The sequence below is a fragment of the Oceanobacillus sp. GQ8 genome, from assembly GCF_059758495.1.
On sequence record NZ_JCAXEV010000004.1, the window covers coordinates 307,083 to 324,295 of the forward strand.

General features: G+C 39.3%; 16 protein-coding genes. 3 read left to right on the forward strand and 13 right to left on the reverse strand.

The annotated features are described in order from the left end of the window. Nucleotides 1-37: 37 nt before the first annotated feature. The 3 genes from corA to AC6CHS_RS14000 form a co-directional block, all read right to left on the reverse strand. The gene (corA, locus tag AC6CHS_RS13990; RefSeq protein ID WP_498236988.1) at nt 38-994 is read right to left on the reverse strand and encodes a magnesium/cobalt transporter CorA; all 957 of its coding nucleotides are present in this window, start codon (nt 992-994) and stop codon (nt 38-40) included. Between the two features lie 43 nt (nt 995-1,037). Next, nucleotides 1,038-1,625 carry a hypothetical protein gene (locus tag AC6CHS_RS13995; protein WP_498236990.1) on the reverse strand — a complete coding sequence of 196 codons (588 nt, stop codon included), beginning with the start codon at nt 1,623-1,625 and terminating at the stop codon, nt 1,038-1,040. 162 nt (nt 1,626-1,787) lie between these two features. Beyond that, complete coding sequence (locus AC6CHS_RS14000; RefSeq protein ID WP_498236992.1) at nt 1,788-2,408, reverse strand: NUDIX hydrolase; 621 nt, start codon at nt 2,406-2,408, stop codon at nt 1,788-1,790. A 160-nt stretch (nt 2,409-2,568) separates the two neighbouring features. Here AC6CHS_RS14000 and AC6CHS_RS14005 point away from each other — a divergent pair, with 160 nt between their 5' ends. Together AC6CHS_RS14005 and AC6CHS_RS14010 are read left to right on the forward strand one after the other, a co-directional pair. Beyond that, complete coding sequence (locus tag AC6CHS_RS14005) at nt 2,569-3,081, forward strand: DNA topology modulation protein (RefSeq protein ID WP_498236993.1); 513 nt, start codon at nt 2,569-2,571, stop codon at nt 3,079-3,081. Nucleotides 3,082-3,161: 80 nt separating this feature from the next. After that, nucleotides 3,162-5,165, forward strand: a complete 2,004-nt coding sequence (locus AC6CHS_RS14010; RefSeq protein ID WP_498236995.1) for a S9 family peptidase — start codon at nt 3,162-3,164, stop codon at nt 5,163-5,165. An 83-nt stretch (nt 5,166-5,248) separates the two neighbouring features. On the opposite strand, the gene AC6CHS_RS14015 is transcribed toward AC6CHS_RS14010, so the two are convergent. From AC6CHS_RS14015 to AC6CHS_RS14035, 5 genes are all read right to left on the reverse strand, one after another. Further along, a complete protein-coding gene (locus tag AC6CHS_RS14015; protein ID WP_498236997.1) occupies nt 5,249-5,713 on the reverse strand; it encodes a VanZ family protein in 465 nt (154 codons plus the stop codon). Between the two features lie 106 nt (nt 5,714-5,819). Continuing rightward, nucleotides 5,820-6,761: a DUF2268 domain-containing putative Zn-dependent protease gene (locus AC6CHS_RS14020; RefSeq protein WP_498236998.1), complete on the reverse strand. Its 942-nt coding sequence runs from the start codon at nt 6,759-6,761 to the stop codon at nt 5,820-5,822. A 64-nt stretch (nt 6,762-6,825) separates the two neighbouring features. Further along, nucleotides 6,826-7,614 carry an aminoglycoside adenylyltransferase domain-containing protein gene (locus AC6CHS_RS14025; protein WP_498237000.1) on the reverse strand — a complete coding sequence of 263 codons (789 nt, stop codon included), beginning with the start codon at nt 7,612-7,614 and terminating at the stop codon, nt 6,826-6,828. Between the two features lie 46 nt (nt 7,615-7,660). After that, nucleotides 7,661-8,077 (reverse strand): cytidine deaminase, encoded by a 417-nt coding sequence (locus tag AC6CHS_RS14030; protein ID WP_498237352.1) that lies wholly within the window; start codon nt 8,075-8,077, stop codon nt 7,661-7,663. 56 nt (nt 8,078-8,133) lie between these two features. Continuing rightward, the gene (locus AC6CHS_RS14035; RefSeq protein WP_498237002.1) at nt 8,134-8,595 is read right to left on the reverse strand and encodes a GNAT family N-acetyltransferase; all 462 of its coding nucleotides are present in this window, start codon (nt 8,593-8,595) and stop codon (nt 8,134-8,136) included. Nucleotides 8,596-8,762: 167 nt separating this feature from the next. Here AC6CHS_RS14035 and AC6CHS_RS14040 point away from each other — a divergent pair, with 167 nt between their 5' ends. Beyond that, nucleotides 8,763-9,104, forward strand: coding sequence for a SpoIIAA family protein (locus AC6CHS_RS14040; RefSeq protein WP_498237004.1), 342 nt, complete (start codon nt 8,763-8,765; stop codon nt 9,102-9,104). 108 nt (nt 9,105-9,212) lie between these two features. Here the strand turns inward: AC6CHS_RS14040 and AC6CHS_RS14045 are convergent, their stop codons facing one another. The 5 genes from AC6CHS_RS14045 to argB all read right to left on the reverse strand — a co-directional run bounded on the left by AC6CHS_RS14045 (nt 9,213) and on the right by argB (nt 17,204). Beyond that, nucleotides 9,213-10,748: an FAD-dependent oxidoreductase gene (locus AC6CHS_RS14045; RefSeq protein WP_498237006.1), complete on the reverse strand. Its 1,536-nt coding sequence runs from the start codon at nt 10,746-10,748 to the stop codon at nt 9,213-9,215. Between the two features lie 184 nt (nt 10,749-10,932). Beyond that, on the reverse strand, nt 10,933-14,136 hold the full coding sequence (carB, locus tag AC6CHS_RS14050; protein ID WP_498237007.1) for a carbamoyl-phosphate synthase (glutamine-hydrolyzing) large subunit: 3,204 nt from the start codon (nt 14,134-14,136) through the stop codon (nt 10,933-10,935). Continuing rightward, nucleotides 14,115-15,209 carry a carbamoyl phosphate synthase small subunit gene (locus AC6CHS_RS14055; RefSeq protein ID WP_498237009.1) on the reverse strand — a complete coding sequence of 365 codons (1,095 nt, stop codon included), beginning with the start codon at nt 15,207-15,209 and terminating at the stop codon, nt 14,115-14,117. Before AC6CHS_RS14055 ends, carB begins: the two co-directional genes overlap by 22 nt. Beyond that, nucleotides 15,206-16,408, reverse strand: coding sequence for an acetylornithine transaminase (gene argD, locus AC6CHS_RS14060; RefSeq protein ID WP_498237011.1), 1,203 nt, complete (start codon nt 16,406-16,408; stop codon nt 15,206-15,208). The genes AC6CHS_RS14055 and argD overlap by 4 nt, the downstream gene beginning before the upstream one ends. Further along, entirely contained in the window at nt 16,383-17,204 is an 822-nt protein-coding gene (argB, locus tag AC6CHS_RS14065) for an acetylglutamate kinase (RefSeq protein WP_498237013.1), read from the reverse strand. The genes argD and argB overlap by 26 nt, the downstream gene beginning before the upstream one ends. Between the last annotated feature and the right edge of the window lie 9 nt (nt 17,205-17,213).

Genomic DNA, 17,213 nt, shown 5'->3' on the forward strand with positions numbered 1-17,213 from the left:
AGTTTGCTCTAGCTCAACTAACCTTCACTACTGTGCGTTACTTAAACCAACCTTTTCTTTTAAACCAAAGAAACATAGTAAACGCAATGACGAGCATTAATATAATAGAAAAAAAGTAGCCATACTTCCACGTCAATTCAGGCATATTTTCAAAATTCATTCCGTATATCCCCGCTATCAATGTTAAGGGAGCAAATATGGATGTAATAATCGTTAGAACTTTCATAACATTGTTCGTTTGATGTGAGTTAAGAGAAAGGTAACTATCTCTTATATCAGCAGTTACTTCCCGATTAGACATGACCATTTCCGCTAATTTCAAAAGGTGATCATAGATATCAGAAAAGTATTCCCTCCTGTTTTTAATTTCAACTAAATGATGGGAATTTAACATCCTGTATAACAAATCGCGCATCGGATTAACAGAATGCCTTAAATTCAATAACATGTTTCGTATATCAAATAATTCACTCATTAAATCATTCATTGATCTGTCTTGTGTATTATTTTCGATTAAATCCAATTCATCTTCCAGCTTATAAATAAGTGGAAAGTAATTGTCTACAATTTTGTCTAATATTTGATAAAACACATAAAAAGTGTCCCACACATCCGTATTCCTACCAGCATGAAGCTTTTCCCAAACGTGGGTAATTTCTTTAGCCTCAGAACGATGAAAAGTTACGATAAAATTCTCGTTTACAAAAAAATTTAATTCATCCCTAATAATTTCTCTTTCTTGTTCTCGTACTGAATGAGCGACATAAAATGTATGATCTTCGTAGTAATCCAGTTTTGGTCTTTGGAGTTTTTGAATACAATCTTCAATCGCTAAAGGGTGAAATTCAAATGTATTGGATAGATGGTTTATCTCTTCATCTGTCGGTTTGTCAAAATCTACCCAGAACCATTTATATTTATTTTGGGTGACATCTTGTATAGTTATATCTTTTTCGATTTTATTTTCATCTGTTATGCCGACACACCGAATCAACTTGATTCCTCCTTTTGGGAGTGAGTCTATTTACTATCTATTATTAGTTTATTGTACTTTGTGCCCTATCCTGGATTAATAGAATGGGAAATTCGTCGTCCTCAGCAGTACTCCAAAGAACAGACTCAATATGAACCTTATCATCTAACTGTGGTAAATCTACTAATATTCCCTCCGCTACTTTAAATATATTTTCCGTTCGCTCATCAGCCATATAAGGATTACCATTCTCAAAAACCTCTTCTATCTCTTCCCCGAATTGTTCAGTATTAGGCATGATGCGAACAATATACTCTGTTCTTCCCGTTTCTTCATTTTCCCAGGTATCTAAGCTATAATGAGTATTTTCAATGGCATAATGCTCATTTAAGTACATTTCTACATTCAAGCCCGTGCCAAGAGACTCATTTGTAGTAGCTTCTTCATTTTGCCCAACCTTAGTATCTTCAGAAGCTGAATCACTATCTGTTTTAGTAGTATCAGTGGACTCATTTATTGAAGAGTCTACTGAGTCAGTGGCATTTGTTTTTGCTACATTTTCTTGTTTGTTGTTGGAGGATTTTGAAACCACATTGTCTTCTTTAGACTCAACATCTTTATCTGACGAAGCGTCATCTTTTACCTTGTTCACCCTCAGCCTTAGAACAAGCCCCCATTAATATTAATCCTGATAACAGCAAAATAGTAAGCAATTTCTTCATGTTCTACACTTCTTTCTAGTAAAATTATTCCCTATCAATTATAACAAAAGATAGTAGAGTGAAGTGGAAATGACCGTCTCACTTTTTCACTCTCAAGTCTTCTCCAATCTTTCTACAAAGTGATGAATAATTCTTGCCGTTAAGCCCCAAATAACTTTATCCCCAAAGACATAGAAGTGTTCTGCAAATTTACTTGTTCCCCATTCATAGTCTTTTCCACCAGGGATGAGCTCAAAAGGAAATGACTCCTCTGGCTCCATTGCAACATTAACATAATGAATTTTTGGCGGATTATCCAGAAAAAATTGCAATGGCACGCTAAATACTTCATCCACTTCGGTTGGATTAGGAATCACATCTGAAGTACTGTCTATTATTCCTGTGTATGGATAGACAATCATTCCAAAGGATGAAACAAGGTAATCTAATGGAACAACATGAGAAACCCGTTCCTTTTCTATCCCTAATTCTTCTTCGGTTTCTCTAAGAGCTGCATTTTGGGCACTTGTATCGCTAGGGTCTATTTTCCCGCCAGGAAAGCAGATTTCTCCAGGTTGCCTTCTTAAGCTAGCTGCCCGTACTTCAAATAAAAGGTGGATCCCATCTTCTTTTTCCACCAACGGAAGAAGGATGGCATATTTATAGAGGTCTTCTGCTCCGAGGATTCCAGCGATATGGTGTGTGAGTTTGTGGAGAATCTCTTCTTTCTTCATCACAACTCCTCCTTCCTTTTTAAATTATCCTTTACTATAACACGAGATCGAATGATTAATATTAAACCCTGTATTGTGAAATAAAAGGAATGTATATTTAGAAAATTATGTTATAATAATTCTTCTTGCTTGTCCATATATTTAGGAAGGGAGTTATGTTATGAGGAAAGTTGCAATCATTGGAAGTGGGGGTGCTGGCAAATCTACATTAGCGAGAAAGCTTGGCGAAATACTAGATATTCCTGTTTACCATCTAGACGCAATTTTTTGGAAACCTAATTGGGAGCCGATCGGACGAGATGAACTATTTGAAAAAACGATGAAGATACAGGAGACTGATGATTGGATTATAGATGGAAACTATAATGCGACAATGGAATTTCGCTTACAACAGGCAGACACGGTTATCTTTTTGCATTACAAGACACTTCGTTGCCTTTATGGAATCGTCAAGAGGCGCTTACAATATCATAATAAGACTCGTCCTGATATGGGGAAAGACTGTAAAGAAAGGCTTGATTGGGAGTTTTTCAACTGGGTACGTACGTATAATAAAAAGAAAGCCCCACTTGTCTATGAGCGTCTTTCAAAATTAGAAGACACAGCAATACATGTCTTTACTTCACCTAGCCAACTAGAGACCTATTTAAGGAAATTACAGAAAACAGCCTAACATAAACATTTGATTCGGCACTCGAAATAGTTTAAAATATAAAAATACAGAAATTTCGATATATATAGGGAGGATATTTTATGACAAGCACAAAACGTGCATTAAAAACAGAAGATTTAACTAGATTAGAAGTTTACAGTGATCCTCAGATTTCACCTGACGGAAACTTCTATAGCTATGTTTCCACAACAGCAAATGATAATGATGATTACAACTCTCATTTGTTTGTACAATCCATTCAGGGCGAGACCCCTGTACAATGGACCTTTGGAGATGTCAAAAATAGCAACCTTCGTTATTCACCTGATGGAAAGAGAGCCGTCTTTCAATCTACTAGAAGTGGATTATCTCAGTTATGGATGTTGCCAACAGAAGGCGGGGAAGCAAGACAGCTAACTACGTTTAAAAATGGTGCATCAAGCCCAACATGGTCTAAAGATGGCAAGTATATCTTTTTCCATGCCTCACTCGATAAGGATGACGATCTACATAACCAAAAAGAACAATCTAAGGAAGAACGACAAAAGGAACAAGAAGCAAAGAAAAAGCAGCCACTTATCGTGAATAGTCTGAAATATAAGTCAGATTCCAGTGGGTTTCATGATAACAAACGAGTTCAGCTTATCGTATTAGATGTGGAAAACAACACATTTACTCAACTAACACGTGATGATGCTGATCATAGTTTCCAGGATATTTCACCAGATGGTAAACAGCTTTTATTTGCAGCTAATCTAAATGCTGATGCAGATTATGAGTTATCAAATGACTTATTTTTACTTGACCTACAATCAAAAGAACGTAAAAAGCTAACGGATGGAGAAGGTGGATACCATAGTGCCTCTTTCTCACCAAGTGGTGATAAAATCGTTAGCTTTGGCCATGGGTTTGAATATGCTGGAGCAACGCTAACGGAAATCTACGTATTTGATCCTCAGACAGGTGAGCGTACATGCCTTAGTCAAACTTGGGACATACAGCTTGGTGACCTGATGATCGGCGATACACGCCTAGGACAATCAGAAGCAGGACCTGTCTGGGCAAAAGATGAGAAAAGCTTGTTCTTCATCGCAACAGATCAAGGTTCTACTGGACTTTACGAAGTTTCCTTGGATAAAGAACTGACCACCCTCTATGAAAAGGATAACCATGTATTTGGTTTCTCCTATGATCAGAATACGGAAGCTTTTGTTTTAGGTATTAGCTCCGCTACAAATCCATGTGATTTTTATTACTTGGAAAAAGACGGTACACTTACACAGTTAACAAGAAGCAATCGCGCTTTTCTTGAGGAAGTAGCCATTGCAGAGCCCGAAACGATTTCTGTTAAAGCAGATGATGGGAAGGAAATACAAGGCTGGCTATTAAAACCTTATGGCTTTACAGAAGGTAAAAAATATCCCTTTGTGTTGGAAATCCATGGTGGTCCACATGCGATGTATGGCCAAACCTTCTTCTTTGAAATGCAGCTCTTAGCAGCAAGAGGATATGTCGTGCTTTACACAAACCCAAGAGGAAGCCATGGATACGGCCAGGAATTTGTGGATGCTTGTCGCTCTGACTATGGTGGTGGAGATTATACAGATCTTATGACAGCTGTTGACTATGTATTAGACAATTATAGCTATATTGACGAAGATCGACTTGGTGTAACTGGTGGAAGTTATGGTGGTTTCATGACAAACTGGATTGTTGGTCATACAAATCGCTTTAAAGCAGCTGTTACGCAACGTTCCATCTCCAACTGGCTAAGCTTTTACGGTGTAAGTGATATTGGCTTCTTCTTTACAAAGTGGGAACATGGTCTTAACCTATTGGATGATCCAGAGAAGCTTTGGGAGATTTCTCCTTTAAAATATGCGGAAAACGTAGAAACTCCTCTATTGATTTTGCATGGAGAATTAGATTTCCGTTGTCCTGTTGAACAAGGCGAACAACTTTTCATTGCCTTGAAACATTTGCGTAAAGAGGTGGAATTCGTTCGTTTCCCTGGCGCTAACCATGAGCTTAGTAGAAGCGGAAAACCAGCAATGCGTCAAGAAAGACTAAATCATATCTGTCGCTGGTTTGAGCAGTATTTATAAGAATGAACTGAGGTATAAAACAGGCATGCGAGCTAACGTATGCCTGTTTTGCTGTGTATACTTTCCAAAAAAATAATTACTTATTACTGTCTAACAAATTTCTGAAAAGGTAGTGTCTTCCAAATTCCATAACCTAGCAAAGCACCCAGCATATTGAGGATGAAATCATCAATATCAAAACTGCCCATTCGTGTTAGTAGTTGTAAGGTTTCTATTATGAACAACAGTACAATCATAAAAGTAGTAAATATGCTTACACGAGTTAGTTTTGTGATGAAAAATGGCATATAAACGCCCATTGGCAAAAACATGAATATATTGCCACCAAGATTTTTTATCGGTATATCCAAATTCATGCTACCATCAAATATTGCTTGGAAATATGTGTTAATCGTCTTAAAAGGGACGACATTTGAAGAGCTCTTTATATATTCTAGTAACGAAAGGTCTGCCCACATATAGCCTCTATTGCTAAGAAAAAGCAGCATTGTCAATACTATTAAATAAATTACGAAGCTCACTTTAAAAATCACTTTAATTATCTTCATTTTCCCCCTCCTACTGTAAGTCAACCCCCAGATTTTAGTCATTTCGTTTCCACTCCCTAATGGTCCAACTCAACAAAGCTTGATAGTTAACATTTTTTCTATTGGTCTATTCATAGTTGGAACGATATTCTCCCTCTTCGAAAATCTCCTCACCTTTTATCCCCAACCACTCATCTGGCTCTAAATCCGGATGCTTTTCAAGGTAGTTTATTACAATCTTATAGCCTTCACTATACCCATAGTATGGAGGTAGCTCCCCTTCTCCATAAAGGATTTCTAAACTACGCTCAGAGTCCCCCTGATTTAAGTCAGCTTCAATTAATTTCCAATGATTTTTATCATAAGTGGAATATACGGGAATCGAATATGAATACATTTCAGGATAGACGAGTTCTTCGAAGACTACTGCTTTTCCTTCAAAAACCAAGTTCTCTAAAACTGTAGAATAATCATTCTGATCGTAGAATTTCTCTGTCCATACACTATGATGATATTCGTGCGCTGTAGTTATTTTATAATCCTCTTCATCTAAATAATTGCTGTGGAAAAGTAAAATCTTTCCCGCCCCAACATTGAAGCCAACAGGAGACTCCTCACCTACGGTTGGAAACACACACACGGTATTCTCTTTCTCAGAAGGTAACAAGTTAGAAGATTTTATTAATGCCTCTTTAATAGCACCATTTATGCTCTCTGAATCAATAACCTCTATAAGTTTTTGAGTAGCTCTAAGATTTGAAAAAGATTGGTCCCATACTAAATCCATCACTTGCTTATGCTCTCCATCAGCAATACATTGATCATAAATAGGATCCATAACCTTTGTTTCATACAATGCTTCTATGTTTTCTTGCTGATCCTCTTTTAATGCCTCCTCTATAAACTCATCATACAGTTTATAAGCGTTTACAATCTGGAAAGTTTGATCCATCTTTGGATGCTTGAATTTAGTAACAATATCTTCCTCTTTCTCACAACCGGCTAAAACGATGAGTAAAAGTATAATCCCCGTAAATATGTACTTATCACATATAATTCTATTTTTCACCCCTCAACCTCCACCTTTGTCATATCAAATATTTGATGATGAATTTATATTCAAGCTAGATTAACTATTGAACCCAACTCTCAATAAAGTCTCTAATTCTTAAAAGTTCTTTTTTCTCAAAATCATACTTACTTTTAGTAGACTCGTAACACTTCAACACTTTTTGAATGGTATACCGTACATCCAAAGGTAGTGCTGATGTCCCCCAGTTACCAGCTTCCTGTTTTGATGAGATAACTTCATCGTTAATATACCAAAGCACTCTAAGGAGGTTTAACGTACAATAGATAGGGTCCTCTTCGATGCCTTCTAAACAATCTTGAAAATCTCCCATTATGGATGATAGATAATCAGACCGAGGAACAGAGGGAAAGACTTCCATTATAGGGTTCCCTTCTATGCAGATTCCTCTGTGGTTCAATATCGTTATATGTGCAGCTAAATCGGGATCTGTCTTAATCTCGTCGTTTAAATAATGGGAGGTGCCTTTTGCTAAATCCTTTTCATAACCAGCTCTCCACCACTCACTATAATGAAAATCAAATGGACAGGGATGCTTCCAATCTCTTAATTGTTTTATAGTTAAAACACTTAACTCTAACGGAAAAGGGGTATTTGAACTTGTAAGTAACAGCTTTGCTAAGTCCCTTTTTGCCTTTACAGTTAGAGATTTATTAGATACAACCAGAATATCAATATCGCTACTTTTTGGATTAAATCCACCCATTGCTAAGGAACCATGTAGATAGAAACCGATAAAGTCTTCCTTTATAACCTCTTTTATTCCACCTAGAAGATTAAAAACGAAACCTCTCACCTCTGGTGGTGAACAGGTTACCCAGTTATAAGGCATATTATAGACCCCCCAGTCCTGTTAACCATTCTTTTAGTTTAATTGCCTAATATTTTTCTGGTAATAACTCCATTACATTACACTTCACTAACGTATCATTATACGAGATGATGACGTCAGTATTACTCCCATAATCACTAATTAACTCGCGACACATCCCACAAGGTGCCACGACCCAGCATTTTTCTATCTCTTCGTGTGGATGAGGATGGGCTACCGCTACTATTGTGTTAAATTCATGGTCCCCTTCTGATATGGACTTCCCCATAGCCATCGCTTCCCCACATACAGCTATTCTTCCCACATTTGCTTCTAAATGTACTGCAGCGTAAACCTTTCCTGACTTAGCTCGAACTGCCGAACCAATGTGATGGCGTCCATATATATAATTCTTTTCAATGACTTTCTCTGCTTCTTTGATCAATTCATAGTCTTCCTCTTCTAATGCTTTCACGTTTAACATGCTTCCCCTTCTCCCTCTATCTAATTCTTCGTCTAAATCTTCCCAAATACTAATCATTAACTAGTATTAGTGGGCTGTAACAAACGCTTCTCCAAAATAATTTTATGTAATCCTTTTTCATCCGTATATGTAGCTACTACATCAAATCCACTTTTAATATTAAGAACTAACATATCGCGCCACTTATTCATGGTCTTTGTTTGAACTACTTTATATCCTTTTCCTTTTAAATAGTCATGCTGTTTTTTCATTAAAGCGGAGGCTATACCATGGTTTCGGTATCGCGGATCCACTCCTCCTAACCAACTATAAAATGTGCTATTATCTAACGCATATCCAATTTTATACCCAATAACCCTTTCACCATCCATCCCTGTTACGATAACTAACGGTGGCTTGCCTGTCATTTTGCTACTAAGATTGTCTGCCTCACCAAAAATGGTTTTATGTAATGCTTGCAGTCCATCTAAAATATTGACGTCTAAATTTGAATCGTAAATATGGTATGTAATTGTCATTTTGATCCCCTTTTGTCTTAGCTGGCTTTTATACAATTATATTAACATTATATACCATTTGTTTTGAATATTCTTTCATATATATGATCTTCCACTCTGCAAATTAGTTTACTTTCGTTAGAACCCGGGAAGCTTGCAACAAGATACTAAATAGAGGAGGAATTTTTATGATTACCTTTTTACCAAGTAAAAGCACTTCAAGTATTGCGGTAGAATTTACTGGAAAGGCAACGAAAGAAGATGCGGCATTACTAGATAAGAGAGTTGCCCAGAGCTTTAACGGAGACAAATTTAATGTTTTGGCTATTGTACATGATATCGATGGAACGACATGGAAAGGTATAATAGACGGGGTGCAATTCGACGCGAAACATTGGAGGCAATTTCAAAAATTCGCCATTGTTAGTGATGAAAAGTGGATTGGTACTGCTGCTAATCTCGGTCAAGCCATAAAAGCAAAGCAATTTAAATCTAATGAAGTGGAAGAGGCGTGGGAGTGGCTCGGCTAGTTAGGTCAAGCGAACAATTAACATATAAACAAATGTCAGTTTGTACAAAATATAGCGGCTAGGAGATTTGTTTAACAACCCCTAGCCACTATATTTTATCCTCCCAATCTATTCTTCCATTTTCTTTAAGGATTTCACCGCAGGCCCTTCTATTACAGAGCCTGTATGTGAGAAGCGTGAGCCATGGCATGGACAGTCCCATGAGCGTTCTGCGTCATTCCACTCTACATCACAGCCCATATGGGTACAAGTTGGTTTGATTACATGAATATTCCCAGCTTTATCGCGATAAGCGCCTGCCTTTTTACCATCATGAACCACTATAGAGCCTTCATCACGCTCCAGTTCATCGACCGTTTTATCCTCCCGATGTGCTTTTCCTTTAACTAATTCTTTTGCTACATCTGTATTCTCTTTTATAAAAGAGGTAGCTCCTTTTTTTAACTCAGTTCTGGTTGGATCAAACAAAGCAGCATAGCGGTTTTCTTTTTCAAGAATAAGGTCTTTCAATAATAAAGCAGCCACTACACCGTTACTCATGCCCCATTTGGCAAAACCTGTTGCTACCCACACATGCTTTTTGCCAGTTACCATTTGCCCGATGTATGGAACGTGATCGAGTGATACTAAATCTTGGGCAGACCAGCGATATGGAATGGATGTGATCCCAAATTCTTCTTCTCCATAATTCTTTAACGCTTCATAATTAGCAAATGTAGAATCATCAATTTTCCCAGCAGTGTGACCCTGTCCACCAATTAACAGCAATGGTTCTCCATTAGGATCAGTAGCTTGTCTTAATGACCTTGAAGGTGAATCGACAGCAAGGTACATTCCCTTTGGAGGGGTTTTGACTGGCTTCACAGCAATAGAATAGGAGCGCTGTGCATGCAACCGCGAAAAATAGGCACCTTGCTCATCATTAAAAGGAAAATGGGAACTTACTAGCACATCCTTGCACTTTATTTTATGACCATTTTCAGTCTTTACTGTTGGTTTATCACTTCCTTTTACACATACAGCTCTTGTATGTTCGAAAATCCAACCACCATTATTTTTAATGGAGGGGAGCAATCCTTGAAGAAATTTCACAGGGTCAAATTGTGCTTGGTTACGCAGCACGAGAGCATTCTTTACCGTATAAGGAAGGTCCACTTCCGCTGTTGCCTCACCCCCATTTATCCCCAAGGCGTTGTATGCTTGTTCTTCTTTTTCTAATATCTCTAGGTTCTTATCATTTGTCGTATAAAGGTAGGCGTCTTCTGTAGTAAAATCACAGGCAATATTCTCCTCTTCTTGGAGTTTGCGAATATATTTTAACGCCTCTTCATTTGCCTCATAGTACAGTTTGGCTTTTTCTTTGCCGTGTATTTTCATTATCTCCTGGTAAATGGGCCCATGTTGCGAGGAAATTTTCGCAGTTGTATAACCAGTAGTACCTTCTAGCAGGCTACCAGCTTCTAGTAATGCAATCTTTTTACCTTCCTTTGCCAAGAGATATGCAGAAACAAGACCAGTAATCCCACCACCGACTATTACTACGTCTACTATTAAATCTTTATCTAAAGGTGGATAGGTAGCAATACGTCTATCCTCTTGCCATAATGAACGTGCTTCGCTTGGAATTTGATTAATATCTCTCAAATAATAAGCCTCCTAAAGTAGTTTTACTGAGTTATTTACCGTAAACACAGCAAGCGAAACACGGAATGAACTAAACTTCTGAACTAGGTTTTGGGATAAAGGAAGTAAACGCAATAAAAAGAGCTGCCTCAGCATTTGAGACAGCTCCGAAACTTCGCTTCTTAATAAATAAATAATCTAGAGACTAAACCATTTGCTTCTCCATATACTCATTTAATGAACAAACTTCAATCTGACTAGGTTTTTCCGCCAGAAGAATTGCCTGAGCAGTATCAAGGCTCGTAAAACAGGTAACCCCATATCGAGTTGCTAGCTCTCTTAAATAAAATCCTGCTCTGCCTCGTTCTCTTCCTTTTGTTGGTATGTTGAGTAATACATCTGGTTTTTGCTTCTTCCAGTGTGCTTCTATAGCGCTTTGATCATTCGATACCTCTACTACATTAAAGCCAGCAGCTGCGAGGTATTTTGCGGTGCCTTCTGTGGCTGACAAACTTACATTCTTACCCGCAAGCTGCTGAATAAGCGAAACGGCGTCTTTTTTATACCTATCTGTAATAGAAACAAAGATTTTCAAGTGTTCACTAGCTAGATCAGGACGGACCTTATTCATTGCTTCTTTTAGACTCTCCCCCATCCCAATAATTTCGCCCGTGGATTTCATTTCTGGTCCTAACACATGGTCCACACCTTTTAATTTCCCTGCTGAAAAGATAGGTGCTTTCACCGTATAATGAGCCGGCTCTTTCATGACATTTAACTCATTAGATAACGTAGCCAAAGGCTTACCCATTTGCACCTGGACTACCCAGTCTATAATTGGCATATCTGTTACTTTACTAATGATTGGAATGGTTCTAGAGGACCTTGGGTTGACTTCGATGACAAATACTTCATCCTGGAAAACAATGAATTGAATATTCATTAGGCCCACTATCGGTACCTTTCTGCAAATACCTTGGATTATTTGTGTCATTTTCTCTTTAATGCTTGGCGTTAAGCTTACAGAAGGAAAGATCATCATGCTGTCCCCAGAATGGACGCCAGCCTTTTCCACATGCTCGTAAATACCTGGAATGATAACATCCTGCCCGTCACTGACCACATCCGCTTCACACTCTACTCCAGCTAAATACGAATCAAGTAATAATGGCCAGCAATGTCCGTTCGTATCTGCTTCGATGCGCTCTACATAGTGAAGAAGCTCCGACTCATTATAGCTTATAAACATCGATTGTCCACCAATTACATAGGATGGACGGATCAAAATAGGAAAGCCAATTTCTTTAGCACTTTGCTTTAATGCTTCGCGGCGAGAAACAATCTCCCCTGAGATATGAGGAATTTCCAAATCATCCAACACATGATAAAACGCATCTCTATCCTCCATCTTATCAATTGCTTTAGCGGTTGTACCTAATATCGGCACACCTTCTTCCACTAAATCATCTACTAGATTAATTGCTGTCTGCCCACCAAATTGTACGAGCACACCATCAATGTTCTCTTTTTGAATAACAGCTAGCACATCTTCTAAAGCCAGTGGTTCAAAATAGAGACGATCTGCAAGGGAATAGTCTGTACTTACCGTTTCAGGGTTGTTATTCATGACAATTGCCTCATAGCCCATTTTCTTTAAAGCAATAGTTGCTTGAACAGCACAGTAATCAAATTCAACGCCCTGCCCAATACGGATGGGCCCAGAGCCTAATACAAGGATTTTTTTCTTCGAGTTTAGTGACTTCACTTCATCGTATCCATGCCAAGTAGAGTAATAATATGGTGTAATAGCATCAAACTCCCCTGCGCATGTGTCAACCAGCTTGTACGCTGGTTGGAGTGAAATTTCCTTATATTTTTTTCTAAGCTCCTTAGTGGATGCACCTGTCAGTTCAGCCATCCGTTCATCGCTAAAATTGAAGCGTTTGGCCTGTTTTAACACTTCAGGGGGGGTGTCTGGCCAGTGGTAGGAAGTCAACGTCTCCTCCATGTCCATGATGCGTTGTAGTTTTCGAATAAACCAGTAGTCCATTTCTGTCAGCCGCATGATTTCAGCTATGTCGATCTTACGATGTAGTGCCTCCCCAATGGCGAATAGCCGGAGATCATTCGGTATGTGGAGTAGATTAGCTAGTTCCGCTTTCGTCTTCTTCTCCATTCCTGGCCAATGCAGGCTGTAAACTCCCAGCTCTAGCGAACGGATTGCTTTATTCAATGCACCTTCAAATGTCCGATCAATTGCCATTACTTCCCCAGTTGCCTTCATTTGTGTACCAAGAGTACGATCCGCTTCGGTAAATTTATCAAACGGAAAACGTGGCAGTTTTACTACAATATAATCCAAAGCCGGCTCAAACGAAGCGTATGTATTTCCGGTGATTGGGTTCAAAATTTCATCGAGATAAAAACCAACGGCACATTTGGCTGCAATCCGTGCAATTGGATAACCTGAAGCCTTTGAGGCTAATGCAGAAGAACGGCTAACCCGTGGGTTAACTTCGATGATTCTATATTCATTTGATTCAGGATGGAGGGCAAACTGAATATTGCAACCTCCTATTACGCCGAGCTCACGAATTACTTTTAAAGAAGCTGTTCGTAATAGTTGGTATTGTACGTCCGTTAAGGTTTGGGAGGGCGCGACAACAATCGAGTCACCAGTATGAACCCCAACTGGATCCATATTCTCCATGTTGCACACAATGATGCACGTATCATTTGCATCACGCATTACCTCATATTCAACTTCTTTCCAGCCCTTGATGCTTTTTTCAACTAGTACCTGGTTAATCGGACTAAGAGATAGCGCCTTTACAAGTAACTCAGCAAATTCAGCTTCGTTATGTGCAAACCCCCCTCCTTCTCCACCAAGCGTATAGGCTGGACGGAGAATAACAGGAAAGCCGATTGTTTGGATGAAAGTAAGCCCTTGTTCAAGATTTTCAATAATCTTTGACTCAGGGATTGGCTCCTTTATATCTAACATAAGATTTCGAAATAATTGGCGATCCTCCCCATTTTGTATCGCTGTGACTGGCGTACCAAGCACCTGTACGCCATACTGGTCAAGAATCCCTTTTTCATATAATTGTACCGTTAAATTTAAACCTGTCTGCCCTCCCAATGTTCCAATTATTCCACCAGGAGTTTCCTTGGCAATGATTTTTTCAAGTATCTCTATGGTTAAGGGTTCCATGTACACCTGATCGGCAATGGATTTATCTGTCATAATCGTTGCTGGATTGTTATTCACGAGTACGACTTCAATTCCTTCTTCTTTTAAAGCAAGGCAGGCTTGTGTTCCTGCATAATCAAATTCAGCTGCCTGCCCAATCACAATCGGGCCAGAACCGATAACGAGAACTTTCTTTAGCTGTGTACGCTTTGGCATGCCTGTTCCCTCCTTGTTTTAACCTGGTGTAAAAAATCCTGAAAAATATATGCGGCGTCACTTGGCCCTGGATGGGCTTCTGGATGAAACTGAACAGACTGAATAGGAAGAGTACGATGTTTGATTCCTTCCACCGAATTGTCGTTGACATTACGGAAAGTAAGTTCAAAGATCTCCTTATCAATCGATTCCTCGACGACTTCGTAGCCATGATTTTGAGAAGTGATGGTTACCTTTCCTGTTGTCAGCTCTTTGACAGGATGGTTGCCGCCCCTATGTCCAAAAGGCATTTTTTTCGTTTTGCCACCATAGGCCAAGGCTAGTAGTTGGTGGCCCAAACAAATACCTAGTGTTGGGTATCTTTCCGATAATTGTTTAACTGTCGAAAAATAAGCCGCCAATTCTATGGGATCCCCAGGGCCATTGGTAATTAATATTCCATCAGGCTCCATAAGTTCGATCTCTTCAACTGATGTAGTAAAAGGGACAATAGTTACTTTACATTGAGCTGCTAGCAGTTCATCTACTATTGATTTTTTATAGCCGAAGTCTAGAAGAACAATGTGAATGTTACCCATTCCGACCACTTCATATTCGGGTACTGTCACTGTTCTTACAAGTTCAATTGTACTTTCCTGCTTCCACGAAGACATCGAGGTAGTGGAGGATTGTTGCGAAACAATTCTTGCGCGAACCGTTTGATGTTTACGGATAATCGCAACTAACGCCCGCGTATCAATATTCGTCAATCCTGACACACCAGCCTGTTCCAGCTTTTCCGACATTGTAGCGACAGATTGGTAATGACTCGGGTCTTCACAGGCATCACTCATAATCACAGCAGATACGGCAATGTCACTACTTTCCAAATCATGCAGATTAATACCGTAATTACCGATCATCGGATAGCAAAAGGTTAAAATTTGGCCGGTATAGGATGGATCTGTAATCATCTCCTGATATCCAGTCATACTGGTATTAAAAACCAGTTCTCCTGTGGTATCTTGCTTGGCACCAATCCAGTCACCACAAAACACTTCTCCTGTCTGAAGCATAAGATAGCCTTTTGTCATTTTGTGTTGTTCTCTCCCTCTACTAAAATTCTGTTAAAGGTATGGATGAATTCTCTAAGTTCTTCCCAAGTGACGGTTAGTGGTGGAAGGATTCGTAATACATGCTGTCCAGCTGTCAGAACAAGAATCCCTTTTCCCCTGAAGATAGAAACCATATCTCCTGCATTGCCGCTTACTTCTATACCGATTAAAAAGCCTCGTCCTCGAACATCTTTTATTTTGTCGAAGCTTTCTTTTAAATGAAGTAAAGCCTTGAATAACCAGCTACTTTTCTCTAACACGTCTTTTCGAAATTCTTCCTCAAGCATAATGTCTAATGTAGCAGTCCCTGCGGTCATTGCTAGCGGATTTCCACCGAACGTACTGCCATGAGTGCCTGGTTGAAAAGAATCGGCAACCTGCTGTCGTGCCAGCATAGCGCCAACTGGGAAACCGGAACCAAGTCCTTTCGCTAGTGTGATTACATCTGGCGTTATACCAAATTGTTCATAGGCGAACAGTGTTCCTGTTCTTCCTATCCCTGTTTGGATTTCATCGACCATCAATAGAATATCGGAGTTACGGCACTGTTCCTGAAGCTCTGTAACCCATTTCTGTTCAACAGGACGGACGCCACCTTCCCCTTGAATAAGTTCAACTAACACGGCAGTGGTTTTCCCGTTATCAATTTGAGATAATGCGTCTTTAGAATTTAGCGGTAAATAGCGAAATCCAGTAGCTATGGGTTCAAAGCCCTGATGAATTTTTTCCTGTGCAGTAGCAGCCATCGTGGTGCCTGTCCGGCCGTGAAAGGAATGATGGAACGTGACAATTTCCGTTCTTTCCGGATTCCCTTGATCCTTTGCGTATTTCTTCGCTAGTTTAATCGCTGCTTCATTTGCCTCAGCGCCACTATTACAAAAAAACACCTGATCACAAGAAGAGTTGTTGGTTAATCGCTTTGCTAGCTCCTCCTGCTGAGGTATGGTAAATAAATTAGAGCAATGCCATAACGAGGAGAGCTGCTCAGAAAGTTTCTTATGAACAAAATCAGGCACATGTCCGAGATTGCACGTCGCAATCCCAGAAGTAAAATCAAGGTATCTTTTCCCTTCGGTATCCCAGACATAGCTTCCTTTTCCCTTTGCAAGCTTGATTGGAAAGCGGTTATAGACACTCATTACAGCTGGCAGCTCATTTACTGGTATGGACTGGCTCATCGTATTTCTCCTTTCTTAATAGAATGCTAGTTCCTCGCGGTTCTCCATGAATAAATGCTTCTAAATCTCCAGGTTTCAACCCATTAATAATTGCTGTTCTTTTTACACCATTTGCTAATCCTTTTAAAGCGGCTTTCACTTTCGGAATCATCCCACCATAAATATTGCCACACGCTATTTTGTCGTAAATTTCTTGTTCATCCAGTGTTGAAAGTAATGTTTTTTGTCCATTGACCTCTTCCATGACCCCATCGATATCACTAACAAAAATGAGGTCCGCCCCAAGTGCCTGAGCGATTGCCGTGGCGGCAGTATCTCCGTTAATGTTGTAATGTTGGCCATAACTATCTGTGCCGATTGGAGAAATGATAGGAAGGATACCTGCTTCGAGGAAAGTAGATAGAAACGTTTTATTAACTTTTTCAACCTCTCCTACATAGCCTAATTTCCCTGTTCTATCAGCAGGTATAGTCTGCAATAAATTGCCATCCACACCACATAAACCACACGCGTTGACTCCTGCTATCTGAAATTCTGATACAATTTGTTTGTTAATCTGGCCACACATCACCATTTCAGCTATTTCCAAAACACTTTGCGAAGTAACCCGTAATCCGTCAACTTTTTCATTTGGTATTTGCAAACTTTCTAACATTTGATTAATGGCTGGCCCTCCGCCATGTACGATAATAGGAAGGCACTGTTTTTTATGAAGAAGATCACCAACTGTTCGATAAAATTGAGTAGGAAGTTTTTCCAATATGCTACCACCAAGTTTAAGAACAAGTAATTGCATCTCGACACC

Excerpts from the sequence above, each read along its gene's own strand:
- AC6CHS_RS14000 (WP_498236992.1), bottom strand. The coding sequence starts at position 2,408 with ATGAAGAAAGAAGAGATTCTCCACAAACTCACACACCATATCGCTGGA.
- AC6CHS_RS14005 (WP_498236993.1), top strand. The coding sequence starts at position 2,569 with ATGAGGAAAGTTGCAATCATTGGAAGTGGGGGTGCTGGCAAATCTACA.
- AC6CHS_RS14010 (WP_498236995.1), top strand. The coding sequence starts at position 3,162 with ATGACAAGCACAAAACGTGCATTAAAAACAGAAGATTTAACTAGATTA.
- AC6CHS_RS14015 (WP_498236997.1), bottom strand. The coding sequence starts at position 5,713 with ATGAAGATAATTAAAGTGATTTTTAAAGTGAGCTTCGTAATTTATTTA.
- AC6CHS_RS14025 (WP_498237000.1), bottom strand. The coding sequence starts at position 7,614 with ATGCCTTATAACTGGGTAACCTGTTCACCACCAGAGGTGAGAGGTTTC.
- AC6CHS_RS14030 (WP_498237352.1), bottom strand. The coding sequence starts at position 8,077 with ATGTTAAACGTGAAAGCATTAGAAGAGGAAGACTATGAATTGATCAAA.
- AC6CHS_RS14035 (WP_498237002.1), bottom strand. The coding sequence starts at position 8,595 with ATGACAATTACATACCATATTTACGATTCAAATTTAGACGTCAATATT.
- AC6CHS_RS14040 (WP_498237004.1), top strand. The coding sequence starts at position 8,763 with ATGATTACCTTTTTACCAAGTAAAAGCACTTCAAGTATTGCGGTAGAA.
- carB (WP_498237007.1), bottom strand. The coding sequence starts at position 14,136 with ATGCCAAAGCGTACACAGCTAAAGAAAGTTCTCGTTATCGGTTCTGGC.
- AC6CHS_RS14055 (WP_498237009.1), bottom strand. The coding sequence starts at position 15,209 with ATGACAAAAGGCTATCTTATGCTTCAGACAGGAGAAGTGTTTTGTGGT.
- argD (WP_498237011.1), bottom strand. The coding sequence starts at position 16,408 with ATGAGCCAGTCCATACCAGTAAATGAGCTGCCAGCTGTAATGAGTGTC.
- argB (WP_498237013.1), bottom strand. The coding sequence starts at position 17,204 with ATGCAATTACTTGTTCTTAAACTTGGTGGTAGCATATTGGAAAAACTT.